This window comes from Marinomonas vaga, assembly GCF_055388305.1.
The window spans coordinates 1,014,548-1,033,274 of sequence record NZ_AP043903.1 but is presented as its reverse complement, the minus strand read 5'-3'; the positions used below and the strand labels follow the sequence as shown (position 1 = coordinate 1,033,274).

The 18,727-nt window shown below is 49.7% G+C and carries 16 protein-coding genes, 1 pseudogene and 1 riboswitch; of the genes and pseudogenes, 11 read left to right on the top strand and 6 right to left on the bottom strand.

Annotated elements, in window-relative coordinates:
• Positions 1-5: 5 nt before the first annotated feature.
• The 6 genes from thiD to ACZ5DR_RS04825 all read right to left on the bottom strand — a co-directional run bounded on the left by thiD (position 6) and on the right by ACZ5DR_RS04825 (position 6,914).
• A complete protein-coding gene (gene thiD, locus ACZ5DR_RS04850) occupies positions 6-824 on the bottom strand; it encodes a bifunctional hydroxymethylpyrimidine kinase/phosphomethylpyrimidine kinase (RefSeq protein WP_377366253.1) in 819 nt (272 codons plus the stop codon).
• An 80-nt stretch (positions 825-904) separates the two neighbouring features.
• Positions 905-1,003: riboswitch (TPP riboswitch) on the bottom strand.
• A 140-nt stretch (positions 1,004-1,143) separates the two neighbouring features.
• Entirely contained in the window at positions 1,144-3,540 is a 2,397-nt protein-coding gene (locus tag ACZ5DR_RS04845) for a TonB-dependent siderophore receptor (RefSeq protein ID WP_377366254.1), read from the bottom strand.
• A gap of 105 nt (positions 3,541-3,645) precedes the next feature.
• Positions 3,646-4,596 (bottom strand): FecR family protein, encoded by a 951-nt coding sequence (locus ACZ5DR_RS04840; RefSeq protein ID WP_377366255.1) that lies wholly within the window; start codon positions 4,594-4,596, stop codon positions 3,646-3,648.
• On the bottom strand, positions 4,589-5,113 hold the full coding sequence (locus ACZ5DR_RS04835) for a sigma-70 family RNA polymerase sigma factor (protein ID WP_377366256.1): 525 nt from the start codon (positions 5,111-5,113) through the stop codon (positions 4,589-4,591). The genes ACZ5DR_RS04840 and ACZ5DR_RS04835 overlap by 8 nt, the downstream gene beginning before the upstream one ends.
• A 156-nt stretch (positions 5,114-5,269) precedes the next feature.
• Positions 5,270-5,923, bottom strand: coding sequence for a peroxiredoxin (locus ACZ5DR_RS04830; protein ID WP_377366257.1), 654 nt, complete (start codon positions 5,921-5,923; stop codon positions 5,270-5,272).
• A 79-nt stretch (positions 5,924-6,002) separates the two neighbouring features.
• A complete protein-coding gene (locus tag ACZ5DR_RS04825; protein ID WP_377366258.1) occupies positions 6,003-6,914 on the bottom strand; it encodes a LysR family transcriptional regulator in 912 nt (303 codons plus the stop codon).
• A 151-nt stretch (positions 6,915-7,065) separates the two neighbouring features.
• Here ACZ5DR_RS04825 and speB point away from each other — a divergent pair.
• The 11 genes and pseudogenes from speB (at position 7,066) to ureC (ending at position 18,721) form a co-directional block, all read left to right on the top strand.
• Positions 7,066-8,005 (top strand): annotated as a pseudogene (gene speB, locus ACZ5DR_RS04820) (agmatinase).
• Positions 8,006-8,185: 180 nt separating this feature from the next.
• Complete coding sequence (locus ACZ5DR_RS04815) at positions 8,186-9,583, top strand: YjiH family protein (protein WP_377366260.1); 1,398 nt, start codon at positions 8,186-8,188, stop codon at positions 9,581-9,583.
• A gap of 166 nt (positions 9,584-9,749) precedes the next feature.
• Positions 9,750-11,033, top strand: coding sequence for an urea ABC transporter substrate-binding protein (gene urtA / locus ACZ5DR_RS04810; protein WP_377366261.1), 1,284 nt, complete (start codon positions 9,750-9,752; stop codon positions 11,031-11,033).
• An 86-nt stretch (positions 11,034-11,119) separates the two neighbouring features.
• A complete protein-coding gene (gene urtB, locus ACZ5DR_RS04805) occupies positions 11,120-12,721 on the top strand; it encodes an urea ABC transporter permease subunit UrtB (RefSeq protein WP_464543872.1) in 1,602 nt (533 codons plus the stop codon).
• Positions 12,718-13,851, top strand: a complete 1,134-nt coding sequence (gene urtC, locus ACZ5DR_RS04800; protein ID WP_377366263.1) for an urea ABC transporter permease subunit UrtC — start codon at positions 12,718-12,720, stop codon at positions 13,849-13,851. Before urtB ends, urtC begins: the two co-directional genes overlap by 4 nt.
• Positions 13,848-14,705 (top strand): urea ABC transporter ATP-binding protein UrtD, encoded by an 858-nt coding sequence (gene urtD / locus ACZ5DR_RS04795; protein WP_377366264.1) that lies wholly within the window; start codon positions 13,848-13,850, stop codon positions 14,703-14,705. The genes urtC and urtD overlap by 4 nt, the downstream gene beginning before the upstream one ends.
• A 2-nt stretch (positions 14,706-14,707) precedes the next feature.
• The gene (gene urtE / locus ACZ5DR_RS04790; protein ID WP_377366265.1) at positions 14,708-15,397 is read left to right on the top strand and encodes an urea ABC transporter ATP-binding subunit UrtE; all 690 of its coding nucleotides are present in this window, start codon (positions 14,708-14,710) and stop codon (positions 15,395-15,397) included.
• Between the two features lie 36 nt (positions 15,398-15,433).
• Positions 15,434-16,327, top strand: a complete 894-nt coding sequence (locus ACZ5DR_RS04785; RefSeq protein ID WP_377366266.1) for an urease accessory protein UreD — start codon at positions 15,434-15,436, stop codon at positions 16,325-16,327.
• A gap of 52 nt (positions 16,328-16,379) precedes the next feature.
• On the top strand, positions 16,380-16,682 hold the full coding sequence (locus tag ACZ5DR_RS04780) for an urease subunit gamma (protein WP_055463059.1): 303 nt from the start codon (positions 16,380-16,382) through the stop codon (positions 16,680-16,682).
• A 12-nt stretch (positions 16,683-16,694) separates the two neighbouring features.
• On the top strand, positions 16,695-17,015 hold the full coding sequence (locus ACZ5DR_RS04775) for an urease subunit beta (protein ID WP_377366267.1): 321 nt from the start codon (positions 16,695-16,697) through the stop codon (positions 17,013-17,015).
• Positions 17,015-18,721, top strand: coding sequence for an urease subunit alpha (gene ureC / locus ACZ5DR_RS04770; protein WP_377366268.1), 1,707 nt, complete (start codon positions 17,015-17,017; stop codon positions 18,719-18,721). Before ACZ5DR_RS04775 ends, ureC begins: the two co-directional genes overlap by 1 nt.
• Positions 18,722-18,727: the final 6 nt, after the last annotated feature.

Below are 18,727 nucleotides of genomic sequence, written 5' to 3'. Positions count from 1 at the left end.
TATCTTCAATTGGAAAGTCGAGTCAGATTATAAAAATGATGAACTGGGCCGTGACCTTGGCCAACTCGCAGTTCATCCGCGTGCGCGATGGCGTTTGCGATGTAGTTTTTGGCACGTTTTACGGCAACAGGTAAGGTCGCGCCTTGGGCCAAGTAGGAGGCAATGGCAGATGACAAGGTACAGCCTGTGCCGTGGGTGTTGTGTGTCTTAATGCGAGGTGTCGAAAACGGCATCACCTGATCGTTTTGTAGCAACCAATCGGTACTGTCGGGAGACTCGCTTAAGTGTCCGCCTTTAAGTAAGACCGCGCTCACGGGCAAGTTGCTAAGCAACGGGATCAAGGCTTCAGCCTGTGCTTCTGTTTGTGGTGCGGTTTGATTCACCAGCACTGCGGCTTCAGGCAAATTGGGGGTGATCAGCGAGGCGCATGGCAGTAGCTCGTCGAGCATGGTTTGTACCGCAGCAGATTCAAGTAAAGCATCGCCGCTGGATGCGATCATCACAGGGTCGAGTACGACGTGAGGGGGGTGATATTGCTTCAGTTTGCGAGCAATTAGTCGAATGATGTCGGCATTTGCCAGCATACCGATTTTCACGGCGCGGACGTTTAAATCTGAGAAAACCGCATCGAGTTGTGCTTCGATGTGCGTCAGGGGGATTGGGTGTACATCGGTCACACCTAGGGTGTTTTGTGCTGTGGTGGCGGTGATGACAGTGCAGGCGTAACCGCCTGTGGCAGAGATGGCTTTGATGTCAGCTTGGATACCGGCACCGCCGCCACTATCGGACCCAGCTATGCTTAATGTGATCGGTGTTTGGCTCATGGATCTCCCTCTTATTCCTCTCAAAGGGAGGAAAAAAGGGGAGATCTCCAACGTGCTAATACAAGCCGAGCGCTAGAGCAATTGCGTTCCCCATAGTTCCCTCCGTCAGTACTAACTGAATCAGGTTCAACGGGTCTCGCGCTGGCGATCTCAGCATTTCTGCTCCCCGACTATGTGTGTTGTAGATCATATCAAACGAATGAGGAGTTGGCCTAATCTCTCGTTGCTCAGATTGATAGAAGCAAAAAAGCGGATCAATAAAAAAGGCGAATAACCTTTGTTATTCGCCTTTACCGTCATGACAGGTTTAAAGGGGATCTTAAAACTCTGTGCTCACAGACAGTTTGATTTCTCGTGGGTCACCTTGGCTAAGGTAGCCTCCAGCGGCAGAAGCCCAGTAAGCTTCGTTGGTCACATTAGTGATGTTTAGACGCCAAGTTAAAGGCAGATCAGACCATTGAGTTTCGTAACGGGCGCTAAGATCTAAACGTGTCCAAGGGTCTAGTTTAAGCGTGTTGCCTGCGTCTAGGTATTGAGGCCCCGTGTGGATGATTTTACCGCCTAGGGTAATGGCGCGCTCGATCGGTAGATCGTACTCACCCCCAAGCACGACGCTGTACTTGGCAACACCTACGGCTTGATTGCCGTCATTAGTGCCATTTTGTGTGCTGGTCAGCTCCGCATCCGTCCAAGCAAAGGAAGAATTCAAGCGGATATCGTTGGCAGGTGAGCCAAATACGCTCACTTCTAGACCACGGTTAACCTGCTCTCCGTAGACACCGTAGGTGCCGTTTTCCGTGTAAGCGGAAGGCTTTTTGATCTCGTATACGGCGAAGCTGGTAGCTAGGTCGTCAGACTCATATTTGACCCCCACTTCGTTTTGCTTGGCTTTGTACGGTTCAAACACTTCGCCGCTGTTGCTGGCACTACTAGGGGCCGTATCCCCTTTTTGTAGGGATTCAACATGGTTGGCGTAAAGGGACACAGATGGAGTGACCTTGTACACCACGCCGTACACAGGGGAGATGGCGTTTTCGTCGTAGTCTGATTCTTTTACGCCTTCATAGCTGTAGTTTTTAACCTGAAGCTGTTGGTAACGAGCACCTACTGTCACAAGTAGGGTGTCATCTAGGAAGCCTAGGGTGTCAGACAAGGCAAGGCCCTGTGCGGTCGTGCGGCTGCGGATATTCGGGTCATCCATGCTGCCGCCTGAATATAAAGTGGCAGGATAGTCAACGTCTGCTGGATCGTATAGGTTGGTGGCAGAGTTGCCAGACATGGTGTAAGCCGTATACACCTTGGTGTCGAAGCTAGAAAACCCAAGGTTAATGTCATGGCTCACATTGCCCGTTTGTACATCACCTTTTAGGCCAAACGCAGAGGACACAGTATCCGACTCGTAAGGGACGGATAGGCGGTAGAGCGTGGCATTACCCTCATTGTCCGTGGGGGTTGGAGAGGAATAATCACCGTATTCTTTGTTGTGGTTCACACCCAGGGCACCGTGGGCTAGCCAGTTTTCGGACAACTGATAGTCTGCAGTCGCCATAGCAAAGGTGTTTTCTAGCTCAGAGCTAGCCCAAGATGGCGCATAGTTTGTATCTGCTGAAGGTGCGTCTGGGATCTCGGTTAGAGAGCCTTGATAGACCACTGAGCGGCCGCCTTCGATATTAAGTTTTTGATAACCGGCTTCAAGGGCAGTGTGTACCTTGCCTTCCCGGTAATCTACGCCCACGTTGATGGACGTTTCTTCACGGTTTTCGTCATCAATGGCAGTGTCGCCCGCACGGTGAAGTACACTAGCGTGGGCACCATACTGGTCGTGATCGCCAAAACGTCGAGCCACATCACCTGACACGCCAGTGCGGCCTTGTGCTGTGGTGTCTAGGGTTAAGCGGGTGTAGTCATAGGTTGGGATTTTAGGCTCGATGTTGATGGCGCCACCGATACCTGAGTTCCCTGGAGTAACGCCATTGGCAAAGGCGTTTGCGCCTTTCAGAAGTTGTACGCTTCCCACTGGGTTGGTGGAGACCAATTGACGTGGCAGGATGCCGTATAAACCACCATAAGAGATTTCATCGCTGTAAAGGTTGAAGCCTCGCACCATGAAGATTTCAGAGTAGTTACCATAGCCGAAGCCGGATTGAACACTGGCGTCGTTGCTCAACACATCGCCGATGGATTCAAGTTGTTGGTCTTCGATGACCTGAGCAGTGTAAGACACAATGCTGAACGGCGTGTCTTTCGCTTGTTGGTTGCCTAGAACACCCAAGCGCGCGCCTGTTTCCACTTGGCCAGCAGCAAAGCGTGGTGCAGTTTGAATCAAAGAAGGTGCGGTGACGGAAACCGCGCCTAGCTCATGGTTTGCCGCTGCTTCGATGTAGTAGCTGTTGTCATTGCCGGCCACAAGGTACAGACCTGAGTCTTCCAATAACAGGTTGATCACTTCAAGGGGGGCGTATTCGCCGCTTACTGCTGGGTTTTGTTTCCCAAAGGTCAGCAATGGGTCAAAGGCCAATGGAATCTGCGCTTGTGCCGCTACTGTCGTTAGGGCGACGCCTAGATCCCCAGCAGGAATATCAAAATACTGTTCTGCTTGGGCGGTAGGGTTGGCTGTTTGCGCCAACAACGCCGGAGAGCTGACCGCCACAAGGGCAATAGAAGAGCCGAAAAGCGCCGCTCTAACGGCAGCACGTAAAGAGTTTACTTTAAGCATTGGAACGAATTACCTCAGATAAATGGGAATCATTTACTAGATAGGCCACTTAAGATTTAAAAAGGTATCAATACAAATGAGATTTATTTCTATTTTTTTGATCAGCTAAGAAATATTGACCCAAAAGCCCGCTAGGTTTTGCTCCACGTTTAAATGGTAGGAACGCTCCAGCATGGCAAACAGTTGGCGACTGTCTGTGACAGGGAAAGATCCGGATATAAGCAGCTTACGTTTATTCGGCGCAACACGAATTAACCCGTATTGATAGCGCATAAGCTCCTCTGCGAAGTCCTCCATGGGCATGGCGTTGACTGCCAGCATGCCTGAAAGCCACGCCTTTTGGGCTTGGATATTGCCAATCCTTGCTTGGCCTAGTTGCGCCTCTTTAGAGTAGGTGGCCACTTCCCCTGCTTGGAGAGAGAACCTATGGGTGTTGTTCGCAGTGATGACGGTGGCACTACCCGTGAGCAGGGATACCTTAGTGATTCCAGGGTACTGGCGTACACAGAGCGTCCCGTTGTCGCTGGCGATTTGGCATTCTTTGCTGGCGAGGGTTAATGGCGCTAAGGTAGGTTTGTTGGCGACGGCGAGATAGATTTCTCCGTCCAGCAAATCCACATGACGAGTGGTGTCGCTAAAATGAGTATTGATAGCAGACTCGGTATTTAACGTGACTTGGCTGGTATCAGGAAGCTCAATAGTTTCTCGCTCACCTTTGTTGGTGCGATATTGGGCTAACAAATTAAAGTGTTGGGTACCTTGATAAGAAGCAAATCCCATGGGAGCCAGTAGCGCCAGGTAAAAGCTATTGCGCAAGGCTTTACGTTTTCTGAGGTCTGCTGGTCGGTTCAATACCGGTAGGGCAATCTCTGATGGCAAGCCGTTCATTTGCCCGAGCAGGCGCTCGGCACGTTTCCAAGTTCTAGCGTTATTGGGCTGGGCGTACCAAGTTTCCCACTGGGCTTGATCTGCTTTGGAGAGGGTTCCTTCTTCCGCCATTTTGACGAGCCATTCCGAGGCTTCTTCTAAGCTTTTTAAATGGCTCGCATCACTCAAAAAGGTCATCCTCCATAAGTAACAAGCACTGCATAAAGGCTTGTTTCATATAACGTTTTACTGTTATCTCGGATACCTGCATGTGTTCCGCGATGACTTTGTAGGTAAGTCCTTCCAGTTGTGACATTAAAAATGCCTGCTTAACCTGAGCGGGTAAACGGTCCAAGCTTGCGTCAAGTTCTGTCAGAGTCTCGATTAAAATCTGCCGTTGTAACTCATCGAGCTGGAACACCTCAGGGGATAGCGCAAGGTGCTCTAGATAAGACTGCTCAATGCTCTTTCTACGGTAAAAGTGGCTGATCAGTCCTTTTGCGATCGTTGCCAAATAGGCACGTGGGCTATCGATGGATTGGATTTCACGGCGCTCATAAAGACGTAAAAACGTATCTTGAGTGAGGTCGCTCGCATCGAAATGGCACTCCAGCCGACGATGGATCCACTTATAAAGCCAAGTTTGGTGCTCAGAATAGAAAGAGTTGAAGTGGCTTTGTGCAACATTACTCGCAGGTAGCGACATAAACTCCTCAACAAAAAGACTAATGATAATTATTATCATTAGATCATTAAATGATCATAAGATCAATCATTCACCAGTGTAAAGAGTGACTTGTCTGATGGCATGGTTAAAGGTGCTAACACCCTGAAGGGATGTTAGCAGTAGGGTGCGATAGAGTTATTTGGGAGCTTTTGTGGTGCGTAAATAGGGGAGTTTGACGTTGATCTGACCAAATCGCTCTTTTGCTTGGTCATCGTTAAGGCTTAAATCTATGATCACGTCCTCGCCGACTGTCCAGTTGGCGGGGGTGGCGATGGGCGCTTGATAAGTAGCCTGAAGCGCATCCAACGCTCTTAAAATTTCTGCGAAATTACGACCGACTGCCATGGGGTAAGCGATGGATAACTGGATCTTTTTATCTGGGCTAATGATAAACACCACTCGTACGCTGGCTGAGTCCGCGGCGGTTCTGCCATCTGGCAGGTAAGCATCCTCTGGTAACATATTGAGTGCTTTAGAAATCTCCAGTGACTCGTCAGCAATGATAGGGAAATTAGGCTTCGCGCCAGAAAATGTTTCGATGTCAGCTTTCCAAGCCGCATGCTCTTCAACACTGTCCACAGAAAGTCCGATAACCTTGGCGTTACGCTTTTTCCAAGCATTATCCAACAAGGATACTGCGCCAAATTCTGTGGTGCATACAGGGGTGAAGTCCTTTGGGTGGCTGAATAAAATGGCCCAGCTATCACCGATCCAATCATGTAGATCGAAACGGCCCTGATCTGTATTCACTGTTAAATTGGGCAGTATTTCGTTGATGCGTAATGACATGAGTGTCCTCTTCAATGTCTAAACTACTTAAGGTACTAATGTAGCTTAATGTGGTCGACAATTCATTTATTAGGTTTACCTAATGTTTTGGTTGGCCTGATTTGGAGCGACTGTGGTTAAGGGTCAAATCACGAAGCTTTTTGATGGCCACGTCCCTTGATCGCCCTCGTTTAAAGACTAGCGAAAATGGCGCTTGGAAGCCGAAAACGCTGGGATTAATAGGCTTAAGCAGGTTTTGCTTCATGTATTGCTCCGCATAATGTTCCGGCAAATAGCCAACGTAACGGCCTGACAAGATCAGCGCCAGTTGCGCTTCCATGGTATCAACGGTGGCGGTGCTGTAGCCGAAACCCCGTTTGCGCAAATCGGAACTTTTCCAATAACTGCGACTGACAACGCCGTAGTTTTTGATTTCTTCAATGGCGGGCATCTGACTGTTAAACAGGGGGTGCTGATCGCTGCAATAGAGCCAATGTTGTTCCTTGTAAAGAGGCATGTCCACAAGGTTGTTCACCTTGGAAGGGAAGGTGCCAATGGCCGCATCAAAGCGCTCATCCAGTACCCCTTGTGCTAATTCATGGGGGCTGCGAATCAAGAGATTTAACTGCATGGCGGGGAAGGTATCGTGAAACGCGCCAATGATTTCTGGGATGTTTAGGGTTTTATCCATCACTGTGGCGTCTAGTATGGCAAGATTGAAAGTGCCTATTTCATTGCCGTCCAAAGCCAGAGAAGCTTTCTCTAAAACGTCGAATTCTTCTAAAAAGGTCTCCACATATTGCAGATACTTTTGGCCTTTTTCCGTCAGCATAAAGCCTGATCGCCCTCGTCGACATAATACAAACCCCACATGCTCTTCTAGTTCACTCATGTAGTTGCTGATGGCTGAGGTTGTCAGGTTTAAGTCCTGTTGCGCACCGGAATAGCCCTGGTGACGTACTACGGACACAAACACTTCTAGCAGACGGATGTTGACTCTTTTGTTCTTCATAAGGGTATGACTCTAACGGTTTTAATACTTCAGTAATTCATGAAGTAACTATTTCTAATCTTCTATTTAATTCGAATATTTATTTTAACAATATTGATTTAAGCCAGATTAAAAAACCAGTCACGAATAAAAGAATTAAGGTTAACGTTCTATGGACAAAATCTTCCATCAACCGCAGAGTGGCAACGACGTACCGCGTTTCGCCGGCCGTGCCACCATGATGCGTCTGCCATTTGTCGAAAACTTAGAAGGCTTGGATGCGGCCTTTATCGGCATCCCGCTGGACGTGGGTACTTCCCAGCGTGCGGGAACGCGTTACGGTCCCCGCCAGATTCGCGCCGAATCTGTGATGATTCGCCCTTACAACATGGCGACGGGGGCAGCACCATTTGATGCCCTTTCGGTGGCAGACATCGGTGATGTGCCGATCAACACCTATAACCTGCTGAAGTCTGTGGACATCATTGAGCAGTATTACAAAGCTCTAAACCAATACTCACTGATCCCTCTGACGTTGGGCGGTGATCACACTCTGACGCTCCCTATCTTGCGTGCTATCAAAGAGAAACATGGCCCTGTGGCCTTGATCCACATCGATGCCCATACGGACACCAATGACAACATGTTTGGTGAGAAGATCGCCCATGGCACCACCTTCCGTCGTGCAGTGGAAGAAGGCTTGCTGGACTGTGACCGCGTGTTCCAGATTGGTCAGCGCGCCCAAGGCTACTCCTCAGAAGACTTTAAATGGGGAACCCAGCAGGGCTTTACCTTGTATACCGCAGAAGACTGCTGGCACAAATCCCTAGCGCCGCTGATGGCGGAAATCCGCGAAAAAGTGGGAGATACACCGATCTACATTTCCTTTGATATCGACGGCATCGACCCTGCTTGGGCACCGGGTACAGGTACTCCAGAAGTGGGTGGTTTGACTTCGATCCAAGCGTTGGAAATCGTCCGTGGTTGTAAAGGATTGAACATCGTTGGTGGTGACCTAGTGGAAGTGTCTCCTCCTTACGACGTGAGTGGCAACACCTCCCAGCTTGCTCTACGAAATGCTCTGCGTATTGCCCGGTGTGGCATACAGATAAGTTATAAAAATCAAAGTCTTATGCTAGGCGTTCAGGTGCTTTCTTCAGCGTGTTTTTAGCGTCCTCCCAGACCATGAAGCCTGAGCGCCAAGCACTTTAAAACTAGATCTCGCAGATATTGATTCAGTGGCTGACGAGGCGAAAAAATGTCATATACAATAATATAAAGCAGGAACAAATATGAGCCAGAATAAAGATACCTTGGAAGCAGGGCAGGTGGTTTTGGGTGATCAGGATGATGGTAATCGTTGCTTTACCCAATCAGATTATTTGAAATTTATTATTCCCTCTCTTATCGGGGCGCTATTTTTTTTAGTCCCCATTTTCATTGATGGCAAAGTGACCATTGGTATGGGGGTTATCTCCGATTACTTTAAGCTTGTGCTTAAGGATTATTTGCCTGGTATTACTGTGTTCTTGCTCAGTTTTTCTGCCGTGCTATCAGTGGTGTTTTCTCTTTTCATTTCCCCGAAGAAAAAGGCTCTTCAATCAATTTTTAAGGTAAGTTTGCCATGGTTACTGCTACGGGTATTAGGTGCAGTATTTGTGATCTGTACTTGGCAAGAAGTAGGGCCTGAGTGGATTTGGGATCGCAATACTGGTGGCGTTGTTTTATACGACTTGGCTCCTGCCTTAATTACCTTTTTCTTTTTTGCATCATTGTTGCTGCCCTTATTAGTCGATTTTGGCTTAATGGAATTTGTAGGGACTTTGGTACGTAATGTTTTTAGGACAATTTTTCGCCTGCCAGGGCGTTCATCTATTGATGCGGTAGCGTCTTGGATTGGCTCTGGGACGGTTGGTGTTCTGATTACTACGCAACAGTATGAAGGGGGATTTTACTCAAAGCGAGAATCCGCCGTCATTGCCACGAATTTTTCTATTGCTTCCATCGCATTCAGCTTGGTGGTTGCTAGCTTTATTGGTATCGATCACCTATTTATTGAATTTTATGCTTCAGTTTTAATTGCCGGTTTGATTGCAGCGATTATTACCCCAAGGCTACCGCCCTTGTGCTGGAAAAAAGACGAATACGTTGAAGGAGTGGGTAAGCAACTGACAGAAGACAATCATGGGGATATTTCTCTGTTTAGGTGGGGGCTTCATCAAGCAGTAGCTCGGGCTAGCAAGGCGCCTAAAGCTGGGCAAGTGGTGAAAATGGGTCTGCATAATGTGGCTGATATCTGGTTTGGCTTGCTGCCTCTGGTGATGGCGATTGGCACCATTGCGATGGCGTTGACCGAGTACACTCAAATTTTTGTGTGGTTGTCGAAGCCTATTATTCCACTGCTTGATTTGCTGCAAATTCCTGAGGCCGCTAAGGCTGCACCTGCGTTTTTAGTTGGTTTCGCGGATATGTTCTTGCCCGCTATTGTTGGCAAGGGTATCGAGAGTGAATTAACACGATTTGTGATCGCCGGTGTCTCCATGACTCAGCTTATTTACATGTCAGAAGTCGGTTTGCTGCTGATGAAATCTAAGATTCCTCTGAATTTTGTTGAACTGGCGGTTATCTTCATTCTGCGTACCTTAATCACACTTCCTATCATCGCGTTGCTTGGGCACTGGTGGGTGTAACAGACGCCACTACGTCAAATGACGTATATCACTAGGGTGTTTAGCGCATACCGTTTTCCATGTGATTTTTGAATACTGAGTGAACTGGTTATGAAGTGGTAGGTGTTCTACCTGCCACTTGCTGATCGGCTCATAAAATCAAAAATCACATAGGACGACTTAAATCATGAAACTCAAGACGATTGCTTCTGCGATTGCACTGTCTGGTGCAACGCTCATCGCTCTGCCTTCTATGGCAGCCGATACCATCAAAGTCGGCGTGCTGCACTCTTTGTCAGGCACCATGGCGATTTCTGAAACAACTCTAAAAGACACTGTGTTGATGATGGTGGACGAGCAAAACAAAAAAGGCGGCTTGCTAGGCAAAAAGTTAGAAGCAGTTGTTGTTGACCCTGCGTCTAACTGGCCTTTGTTTGCAGAAAAAGCTCGTGAGCTACTGACTGAAAACGACGTAGACGTCATTTTCGGTGGCTGGACATCGGTCTCTCGTAAGTCCGTATTGCCAGTAATCGAAGAGTTAAATGGTTTGATGTTTTACCCCGTTCAGTACGAAGGGGAAGAGTCGTCCAAAAACGTGTTTTACACAGGCGCTGCGCCGAACCAACAAGCAATCCCAGCGGTTAACTACTTGAAAGATGAATTGGGTGTTGAGCGTTGGGTATTGGCGGGAACTGATTACGTGTACCCACGTACTACGAACAAGATTCTAGAAGCTTACCTAAAAGATATGGGTGTGGCGGACGAAGACATCATGATCAACTACACGCCATTTGGTCATTCTGATTGGCAGTCTATCGTATCGGATATTTCTAAGTTCGGTAGCGAAGGCAAGAAAACTGCTGTGGTATCGACCATCAACGGTGACGCTAACGTGCCTTTCTACAAAGAGCTAGGTAACCAAGGTATTTCCTCTGAAGACATTCCTGTGGTGGCCTTCTCTGTAGGTGAAGAAGAGTTGTCTGGTTTGGATACTGAACCATTGGTAGGTCACTTGGCTGCTTGGAACTACTTCCAAAGTGTTGAAACCGATGAAAACGAAGAGTTCATCACTAAGTGGCAAGCTTTCACTAAGAACCCAGAGCGCGTAAGTAACGACCCAATGGAAGCCACTTACATCGGCTTTAACATGTGGGTAAATGCGGTAACAGAAGCGGGTACAACAGACGTGGATGCGGTTGAGCAAGCCATGATCGGTCAAGAAACCCCTAACCTAACTGGCGGTATCGCCGTGATGAACAAAAACCATCACTTGAGCAAGCCAGTACTGATTGGCGAGATTCAAGACGACGGTCAGTTTGAAACGGTTTGGGAAACTGACGGTGTGGTGGCAGGTGACGCTTGGTCTGACTTCTTGCCTGGCTCTAAAGATCTGATTGCCGATTGGACGGCTCCGATCAAGTGTGGCAACTACAACACCAAAACGAAAACCTGTTCTGGTCAGAACTACTAATCTGACTGCCTCCCAGGGTTAAAACTTGGCTCCTTGAGATTCAAGGAGCCTTTTTTCGACTGCCTAAATTTGATCAATCCTGGAGAATGACCTTGAAAGTTCTTATCTCTCTGTTTCTCTTCTTAAGTGTGTTTTGCAACACCGCAGCGGCCCTGACGCCGACCACACAAGGCTTGTTGCAAGATCTAACCGAAGCCAAATTATCCAAAATGCCTGATATGGTCGAGCAGCTGGAGACCGCCGGTGGTGAAGAATTGCTGCCCGTGTTTCGCGCTTGGCTGGAAGGTGATCTTCATTATACCCGCGACCAAGGTCGATTAGTCGTGGAGGTGGAAGTCAAAGGCGAAGACACCTATCAAGATCCTTTTACGGCTGAAACGATTGCCACTTTGACCAGTCGTGATGTCAGAAAAATCAAAGTAAACAACAAGCTGCGAGGCCTATTACGAGGTGTGATCGCACGTATTCAGTTGACGTCTAAAGACGCTGGGGTGCGCGAAGGGGCAGTTCGCGCATTGCTCACCGAGTTAGATGATGACACCTTCGCAACCTTGGAATCGTTATACCCTGAGGAAACCAACAGCGATGTAAAAGACATGATGAGCACGGCGCTTTCCATGTACATCGCCCAGCAATCGGATAACTCTGTCAGCGTGCGTTTGGATGCCATTGAGCGTCTTGGGGACAGCCTAGAAAATGACGTGCGTAACGTCCTTGTTCGTTTGCAAAACGATCCGGCTCCCGCCATTGCCAGCGCCGCAGAAAAGGCCTTGGTCAGCATTAATCAGCAGGTAGAGCGCTACGCCTTGGTGGATCAGTTGTTCTTCGGTTTAAGCCTTGGCTCTGTGCTCTTGCTGGCGTCCATTGGCTTGGCGATCACCTTTGGTGTGATGGGCGTAATCAATATGGCCCACGGGGAGATGATCATGCTGGGGGCTTACACGACTTATGTGGTGCAGTTGTTGATGCCGAATTACATCGATTACTCCATTATCGTCGCGATCCCGGCGGCATTCTTGGTATCGGGCTTAATGGGCGTATTGATCGAGCGTCTTGTGATTTGTCGTTTGCATGGCCGCCCTTTGGAAACGCTACTGGCGACCTTTGGTATCAGTCTGATCTTACAACAGTTGGTGCGTACGATTTTCTCTCCCCTTAACCGTCAGGTTTCTGCACCAAGCTGGATGAGCGGCTCATGGGACATCAACCCAGTGCTGTCCCTCACCCTTAACCGTTTGTATATCTTGGCGTTTGCGCTCTTGGTATTCATCGCCTTGGTGCTCATTTTGAAGAAAAGCTCCTTGGGCCTAAATGTGCGTGCCGTGTCCCAAAACCGCAGCATGGCAAAAGCCATGGGGGTCAAAACCGAATGGGTCGATGCCATGACGTTTGGTCTTGGTTCTGGCATTGCTGGTATTGCCGGTGTGGCCTTGTCCCAGCTAACCAACGTAGGGCCAAACTTGGGCCAAGCCTACATCATTGATTCCTTCATGGTGGTGGTGTTCGGCGGTGTGGGCAATCTGCTTGGCACCTTGGTGGCAGCGTTCACTTTAGGTATCGCAACGAAATTCTTGGAACCCACCACTGGGGCTGTGTTGGCTGCGATCTTGGTGCTGGTGTTCATCATCCTATTTATTCAAAAACGTCCTAAAGGGCTGTTTCCACAAAAAGGGAGGGCAGCAGAATGAGCAAGGTGATCAAGTGGTTCTCAGAAGGTCGCTCATCAGGCAAGTACACCCTGCCATTCGTGATTCTATTGCTGGCGATTACTGTGTTGGCTTCGGGGGCAAACCTATTGCTGCCGCCGGATTCGCCTCTGTACGTCAGTACCTACAGCATTACCTTGTTGGGCAAGTATTTGTGCTACGCCATGCTGGCTCTTGCAGTGGACATCATCTGGGGCTACTGCGGCATCTTGAGTTTGGGCCACGGGGCGTTCTTTGCCTTGGGTGGTTACGCCATGGGTATGTACCTGATGCGCCAGATCGGTGACCGTGGTGTATATGGTCACCCGGTGTTGCCTGACTTCATGGTGTTCTTGGACTGGCAGGAGTTGCCTTGGTTTTGGCTGGGGATGGATCAGTTTTGGTTCGCCATGATCATGGCGGTGGTAGTGCCGGGGTTATTGGCCTTTGTGTTTGGCTGGTTGGCGTTCCGCTCCCGTGTGACTGGGGTGTATTTGTCGATCATGACTCAAGCCCTGACCTATGCGCTCTTGTTGGCCTTCTTCCGTAACGAAATGGGCTTTGGTGGCAATAATGGTCTGACGGATTTTAAAGAAATCATTGGCTTCGACTTGCAGGCAGACAGCACCCGTGTGTCCTTATTTGTGATCACGGCCTTGATGCTGGCCCTCATCTTGGTGGTCAGTCAGCGTATTCTTTCGTCCCGTTTGGGTAAGGTGACCTTGGCGGTTCGTGATGCCGAAGCACGTACTCGCTTTATCGGCTATCGCACGGAGCGCTACAAAGTATGGTTGTTTGTTTACTCCGCTGTGATTGCTGGGGTGGCTGGGGCGTTATACGTACCTCAGGTGGGCATCATTAACCCAGGTGAGTTCTCTCCGATCAACTCCATTGAAGTGGTGATTTGGGTAGCTGTTGGCGGTCGTGGCACCTTGATCGGCGCCATCGTTGGTGCCCTGTTAGTGAATTATGCGAAAACACGTTTTACCGCCATCATGCCAGACGGCTGGTTATTTGCACTGGGGGCTCTGTTTGTCTTGGTGACCTTGTTCCTACCAAAAGGTCTGGTCGGCTTGTACGGCCAGCTGAAGTCTAAACGTCGTCAACCCAGCGGTCAGGAGGTGCAATCATGAGTGCATTAGATCAATCCATTCAAGGCCTGCGAGAGACTTTTCGCCGTGACCAAGTGTGGCCATTTTTAGCGCCGGAGCAAGCCGCTAAGGTGGATGTCTCGAATCAGATGATTCTCTATGTGGAAGGCTTAAATCTGAGCTTCGACGGTTTTAAGGCTCTAAATGACCTGAACCTGTACGTAAAAGATGGGGAATTGCGTTGTTTGATCGGTGCCAATGGCGCCGGTAAAACCACCCTAATGGACGTGATTACAGGTAAAACCCAATGTGACTCAGGCACCGTCTATTTTGGTCAGACCCACAATCTACTGACCAAGGACGAAGCGGACATTGCCCAGTTGGGGATTGGACGTAAATTCCAAAAACCTACGGTGTTTGAAGAACAAACCGTGTTCGACAATTTAGAGTTGTCCCTGAAGACCGACAAGCGTGTGATTCAGACTTTGTTTGCCCGTTTATCTCCTAGTGAAATTGATCGGATTGATGAAGTGCTGAAGATAATTGGCCTTAAAGATCAACGCTTTATGAAGGCTGGTGCCTTGTCCCATGGACAAAAGCAATGGCTGGAGATTGGCATGCTCCTTGTATCAGATCCTAGGTTGTTATTGATCGACGAACCGGTGGCGGGCATGACGGCTCAGGAGACGGAACGCACCGCCGAGTTGCTCACGTCTTTGGCTGGGGAGCGCACCGTTATTGTGGTGGAGCATGATATGGAATTTGTTCGCAGCATTGCCCGCACAGTAACAGTATTGCACCAAGGTTCCGTCTTAGCAGAAGGCACCATGGATCAAATTCAAAACAACAAGGACGTCATCGAAGTGTACCTTGGCGAAGAAGCGGCGGAGGCTTAAACATGATTTCGATTAATAACGTCAGCCAGCTTTACGGCGGTACGCAAATTCTTTGGGATTTGAACTTAGATATAGTGCCGGGTTCCATTACCTGCATCATGGGGCGCAACGGAGTGGGTAAAACCACCCTGATGAAGGCTATTATGGGCCTGTTGCCAATCCAAAAAGGTGAGATCACCATGGGTGATGAAGCGCTCCATAAGCAAAGCGCCGAACGCCGCGCCTACGCAGGCATTGGCTATGTGCCCCAAGGTCGCGACATCTTCCCTATGCTGACGGTGGAAGAAAACCTACGTATTGGTTTGCCAGTGCGCAAAAGCAAAGAGATCCCGGAGAAAATTTTTGAGCTGTTTCCGGTACTGAAAGAAATGCTCCATCGTCGTGGCGGCGACTTATCGGGTGGTCAACAACAGCAGTTGGCCATTGGTCGCGCCCTTGTGTTAGAGCCTAAAGTACTGATCTTGGACGAGCCCAATGAAGGGATTCAACCGAATATCGTGAAGCAAATTGGGGACGTCATTTTGAAGCTCAACGAAGAGGAAGGCCTGACGGTTATCTTGATTGAGCAGAAGCTTGGCTTCGCCCGTCGTGTGGGGAAAGAGTTCCGCTTAATGGAAAAAGGTCGTATTGTGGCGGCTGACAAGATGGAAAATCTCAACGACGAGCTGATTAAACAATACCTTGCGGTGTAACCCCAAGGTATTGAATCCTGCAGACTAAGGAGTGACATGAGTCTAGTGAGTGAAGCTGTGACCCCAAAGGTCAGCGCTGACGAGCGCCCACCCCAAGGGAGCCAATGGCAAGCCTACCTAACCCTAGGTTTTACCAAAACGGCTCGGGGCACAGTATTAAAAACCTGCGATCACAAAGGTCCCTTATATGTGCAAAAGCCCTTCTATCCAGAAGGGCCAGATACCGCACACATCTATTTGCTTCATCCTCCGGGCGGTTTAGTGTCTGGGGATGAGCTGGTGATCGAATCAAACCAAGCCCCCGACACCCATGTATTAATCACCACCCCCGGAGCGGGGCGGGTCTACAAGGCTCGCCCCGATCGTACGTTACAGTGCCAAACGACCCGCCTGAACGTTCCCAAGGACGCCATCATGGAATGGCTCCCTCAAGAAACCATCCTCTACCCTGACGCCAATACCCGTTTACGTAACCAGATCGAATTATCCGCCAATGGCCGCTTTATCGGCTGGGAAATCACCTGCTTTGGGCTGCCAGCGAATCAGCTGGATTTTGGTGTTGGCCATGCTGACCAGAGTTTTCAGATTCGTGTGGATGGCCGTTTGCGATTGCGAGAGCGGTTGCGGGTGGATGCTCAGAGTCAGACCCTCATGGGTGGACAAGCCGGATTACAAGGGTGTCCTGTGAATGGCTTGATGTTGGCTGGGCCGTTTACTGCGTTTGATGACGATGCTTTAGAGCGTTTACGTCAGCTGTGCCGAGACGCAGACGGTGTATCAGGGGTGACCCTAGTAGATGAATTTGTCGTGGTGCGCAGCCTCAGCCATGACAGCGAAAAAATGAAACGACTGTTTACCCAGTGCTGGGGTGTGTTGCGCCCAGAACTGTTAGCAAAAGACGCCTGCGCCCCGCGTATTTGGGCCACTTGATTCTGCGTCTGAGACATTGATTAAACCTATTGCGACCTAAAAAGGTGACACCATGGAATTACTACCAAGAGAAAAAGATAAGCTGCTGGTTTTTACCGCGGCACTGTTGGCGGAGCGCCGTTTGAATCGAGGTTTGAAGCTGAACTACCCAGAAGCCATGGCCTACATCACCATGGAAATCATCGAAGGTGCTCGAGATGGCAAAACCGTAGCGGAGCTGATGGCCTTTGGTAAAACCTTGCTCAGTGCCGAGCAAGTCATGGACGGGGTGGCAGACTTGATCCACGAGGTTCAAGTGGAAGCGACCTTTCCTGACGGCACTAAGCTAGTCACCGTTCATAATCCGATCAACTAAGCAGGAGGCAACATGATTCCAGGAGAAATTCAGGTCGCTGACGGTGTGATCAATTTAAACGAAGGCCGCAAGACCCTCACATTACGAGTAGAAAACACCGGCGACCGTCCGGTGCAGATCGGCTCCCATTACCACTTTTACGAGGTTAACCCCGCGTTAGTATTTGAGCGAGAGCAAGCAAAAGGCTACCGCCTGAACATTGCCTCTGGCACCGCTGTACGCTTTGAGCCCGGCCAAGGTCGTGAGGTGGAGCTGGTGGAATACGCCGGTACAAAGACCATTTATGGCTTCCGTGGTGATGTCATGGGTCGCTTAACAGAGGGAGAAGGCTAATGGCAACGATGGACAGACACAGCTATGCACAGATGTTTGGCCCGACCACTGGTGACCGAGTGCGCTTGGGGGACACAGATCTTTGGATTCAAGTGGAGAAGGATTTCACCACCTACGGAGACGAAGTGAAATTCGGTGGCGGCAAGGTAATTCGTGATGGCATGGGGCAAAGTCAGCTCACCAACGACGTGGCCGTCGACCTAGTGATTACCAATGCCTTGGTGCTGGATCACTGGGGGATTGTTAAAGGGGATGTGGGCGTTAAGAATGGCCGCATTTTCAAAGTGGGCAAAGCCGGTAACCCAGACGTACAAGATAACGTGGACATCGTGGTAGGGCCGGGCACGGAAGTCATCGCCGGTGAAGGCTCGATTCTGACCGCGGGTGGCATCGATGCTCACATTCACTTTATCTGCCCACAGCAAATTGAAGAAGCCCTAACCTCAGGGGTCACCACCATGATTGGTGGCGGCACAGGGCCAGCCACAGGCACCAATGCAACCACTTGTACCTCTGGTCCTTGGTATCTGGGTAAGATGATGCAGGCCACCGACAGCATGCCTATGAACTTAGGCTTCCTAGGAAAGGGTAACGCCAGCCTGCCGGAAGCCTTGGAAGAGCAATTAGAAGCCGGGGCCTGTGGTTTAAAACTCCATGAAGACTGGGGCACCACACCAGCGTCCATCGACTGCTGTTTGTCCGTTGCGGAGAAATACGACGTTCAGGTGGCGATCCATACGGATACCCTAAACGAGTCGGGGTTTGTGGACAGCACCCTGAACGCCTTCAAAGATCGAGTGATCCACACTTACCATACTGAGGGTGCTGGCGGTGGTCACGCACCGGATATCATCCGTGCAGCGGGTCATCCAAACGTTTTACCATCGTCCACCAACCCAACCCGTCCTTACACTCACAACACGGTGGATGAGCATTTGGATATGTTGATGGTGTGTCACCACTTAGACAGCAATATCCCTGAAGACGTTGCCTTTGCGGATTCACGTATTCGTAAGGAAACCATCGCAGCAGAAGACATTTTCCACGATCGTGGTGCCTTCTCCATGATCTCATCAGATTCCCAAGCCATGGGGCGAGTGGGGGAAGTGGTGACCCGTACTTGGCAAACGGCCCATAAGATGAAGCAGCAATTTGGCCTACTGCCAGAAGATGTGACAATCGGTGCCGACAACTTCCGCGCTAAACGCTACATCGCCAAATACACCATCAACCCTGCCATCGCCCACGGGGTGAGCCATGAAATAGGCTCTATTGAGCCGGGCAAACTGGCGGATCTGGTTTTGTGGAAGCCTGCATTCTTCGCGGTGAAACCTTCCATGATCATCAAAGGTGGCATGATCGCCAGCGCTCCCATGGGTGACCCGAATGCTTCCATTCCTACGCCGCAACCTGTGCATTACCGTCCTATGTTTGGCTCCTTTGGTAAAGCCAGTGCCGCTACCTCTGTGACTTTTGTGTCAGAAGCCGCATTGAAAAATGGCATTAAGGAACAGCTGGGTTTGGATCGTACCTTGGTGGCCTGTAAAAACACCCGCAACATCAGTAAATCAGACATGGTGCACAACGCTTGGATGCCCAACATCACGGTAGACCCGCAAACCTATGAAGTGCGCGCCGATGGTGAATTACTGACCTGTGAGCCTGCCGAGCAGCTGCCTTTGGCTCAGTTGTATAACCTGTTTTAAGGAATT

Coding starts and splice junctions, on each gene's coding strand:
- ACZ5DR_RS04825 (WP_377366258.1), bottom strand. CDS start 6,914: ATGAAGAACAAAAGAGTCAACATCCGTCTGCTAGAAGTGTTTGTGTCC.
- thiD (WP_377366253.1), bottom strand. CDS start 824: ATGAGCCAAACACCGATCACATTAAGCATAGCTGGGTCCGATAGTGGC.
- urtB (WP_464543872.1), top strand. CDS start 11,120: ATGACCTTGAAAGTTCTTATCTCTCTGTTTCTCTTCTTAAGTGTGTTT.
- ACZ5DR_RS04845 (WP_377366254.1), bottom strand. CDS start 3,540: ATGCTTAAAGTAAACTCTTTACGTGCTGCCGTTAGAGCGGCGCTTTTC.
- ureC (WP_377366268.1), top strand. CDS start 17,015: ATGGCAACGATGGACAGACACAGCTATGCACAGATGTTTGGCCCGACC.
- urtC (WP_377366263.1), top strand. CDS start 12,718: ATGAGCAAGGTGATCAAGTGGTTCTCAGAAGGTCGCTCATCAGGCAAG.
- urtE (WP_377366265.1), top strand. CDS start 14,708: ATGATTTCGATTAATAACGTCAGCCAGCTTTACGGCGGTACGCAAATT.
- ACZ5DR_RS04785 (WP_377366266.1), top strand. CDS start 15,434: ATGAGTCTAGTGAGTGAAGCTGTGACCCCAAAGGTCAGCGCTGACGAG.
- ACZ5DR_RS04835 (WP_377366256.1), bottom strand. CDS start 5,113: ATGTCGCTACCTGCGAGTAATGTTGCACAAAGCCACTTCAACTCTTTC.
- urtA (WP_377366261.1), top strand. CDS start 9,750: ATGAAACTCAAGACGATTGCTTCTGCGATTGCACTGTCTGGTGCAACG.
- urtD (WP_377366264.1), top strand. CDS start 13,848: ATGAGTGCATTAGATCAATCCATTCAAGGCCTGCGAGAGACTTTTCGC.
- ACZ5DR_RS04830 (WP_377366257.1), bottom strand. CDS start 5,923: ATGTCATTACGCATCAACGAAATACTGCCCAATTTAACAGTGAATACA.
- ACZ5DR_RS04775 (WP_377366267.1), top strand. CDS start 16,695: ATGATTCCAGGAGAAATTCAGGTCGCTGACGGTGTGATCAATTTAAAC.
- ACZ5DR_RS04780 (WP_055463059.1), top strand. CDS start 16,380: ATGGAATTACTACCAAGAGAAAAAGATAAGCTGCTGGTTTTTACCGCG.
- ACZ5DR_RS04815 (WP_377366260.1), top strand. CDS start 8,186: ATGAGCCAGAATAAAGATACCTTGGAAGCAGGGCAGGTGGTTTTGGGT.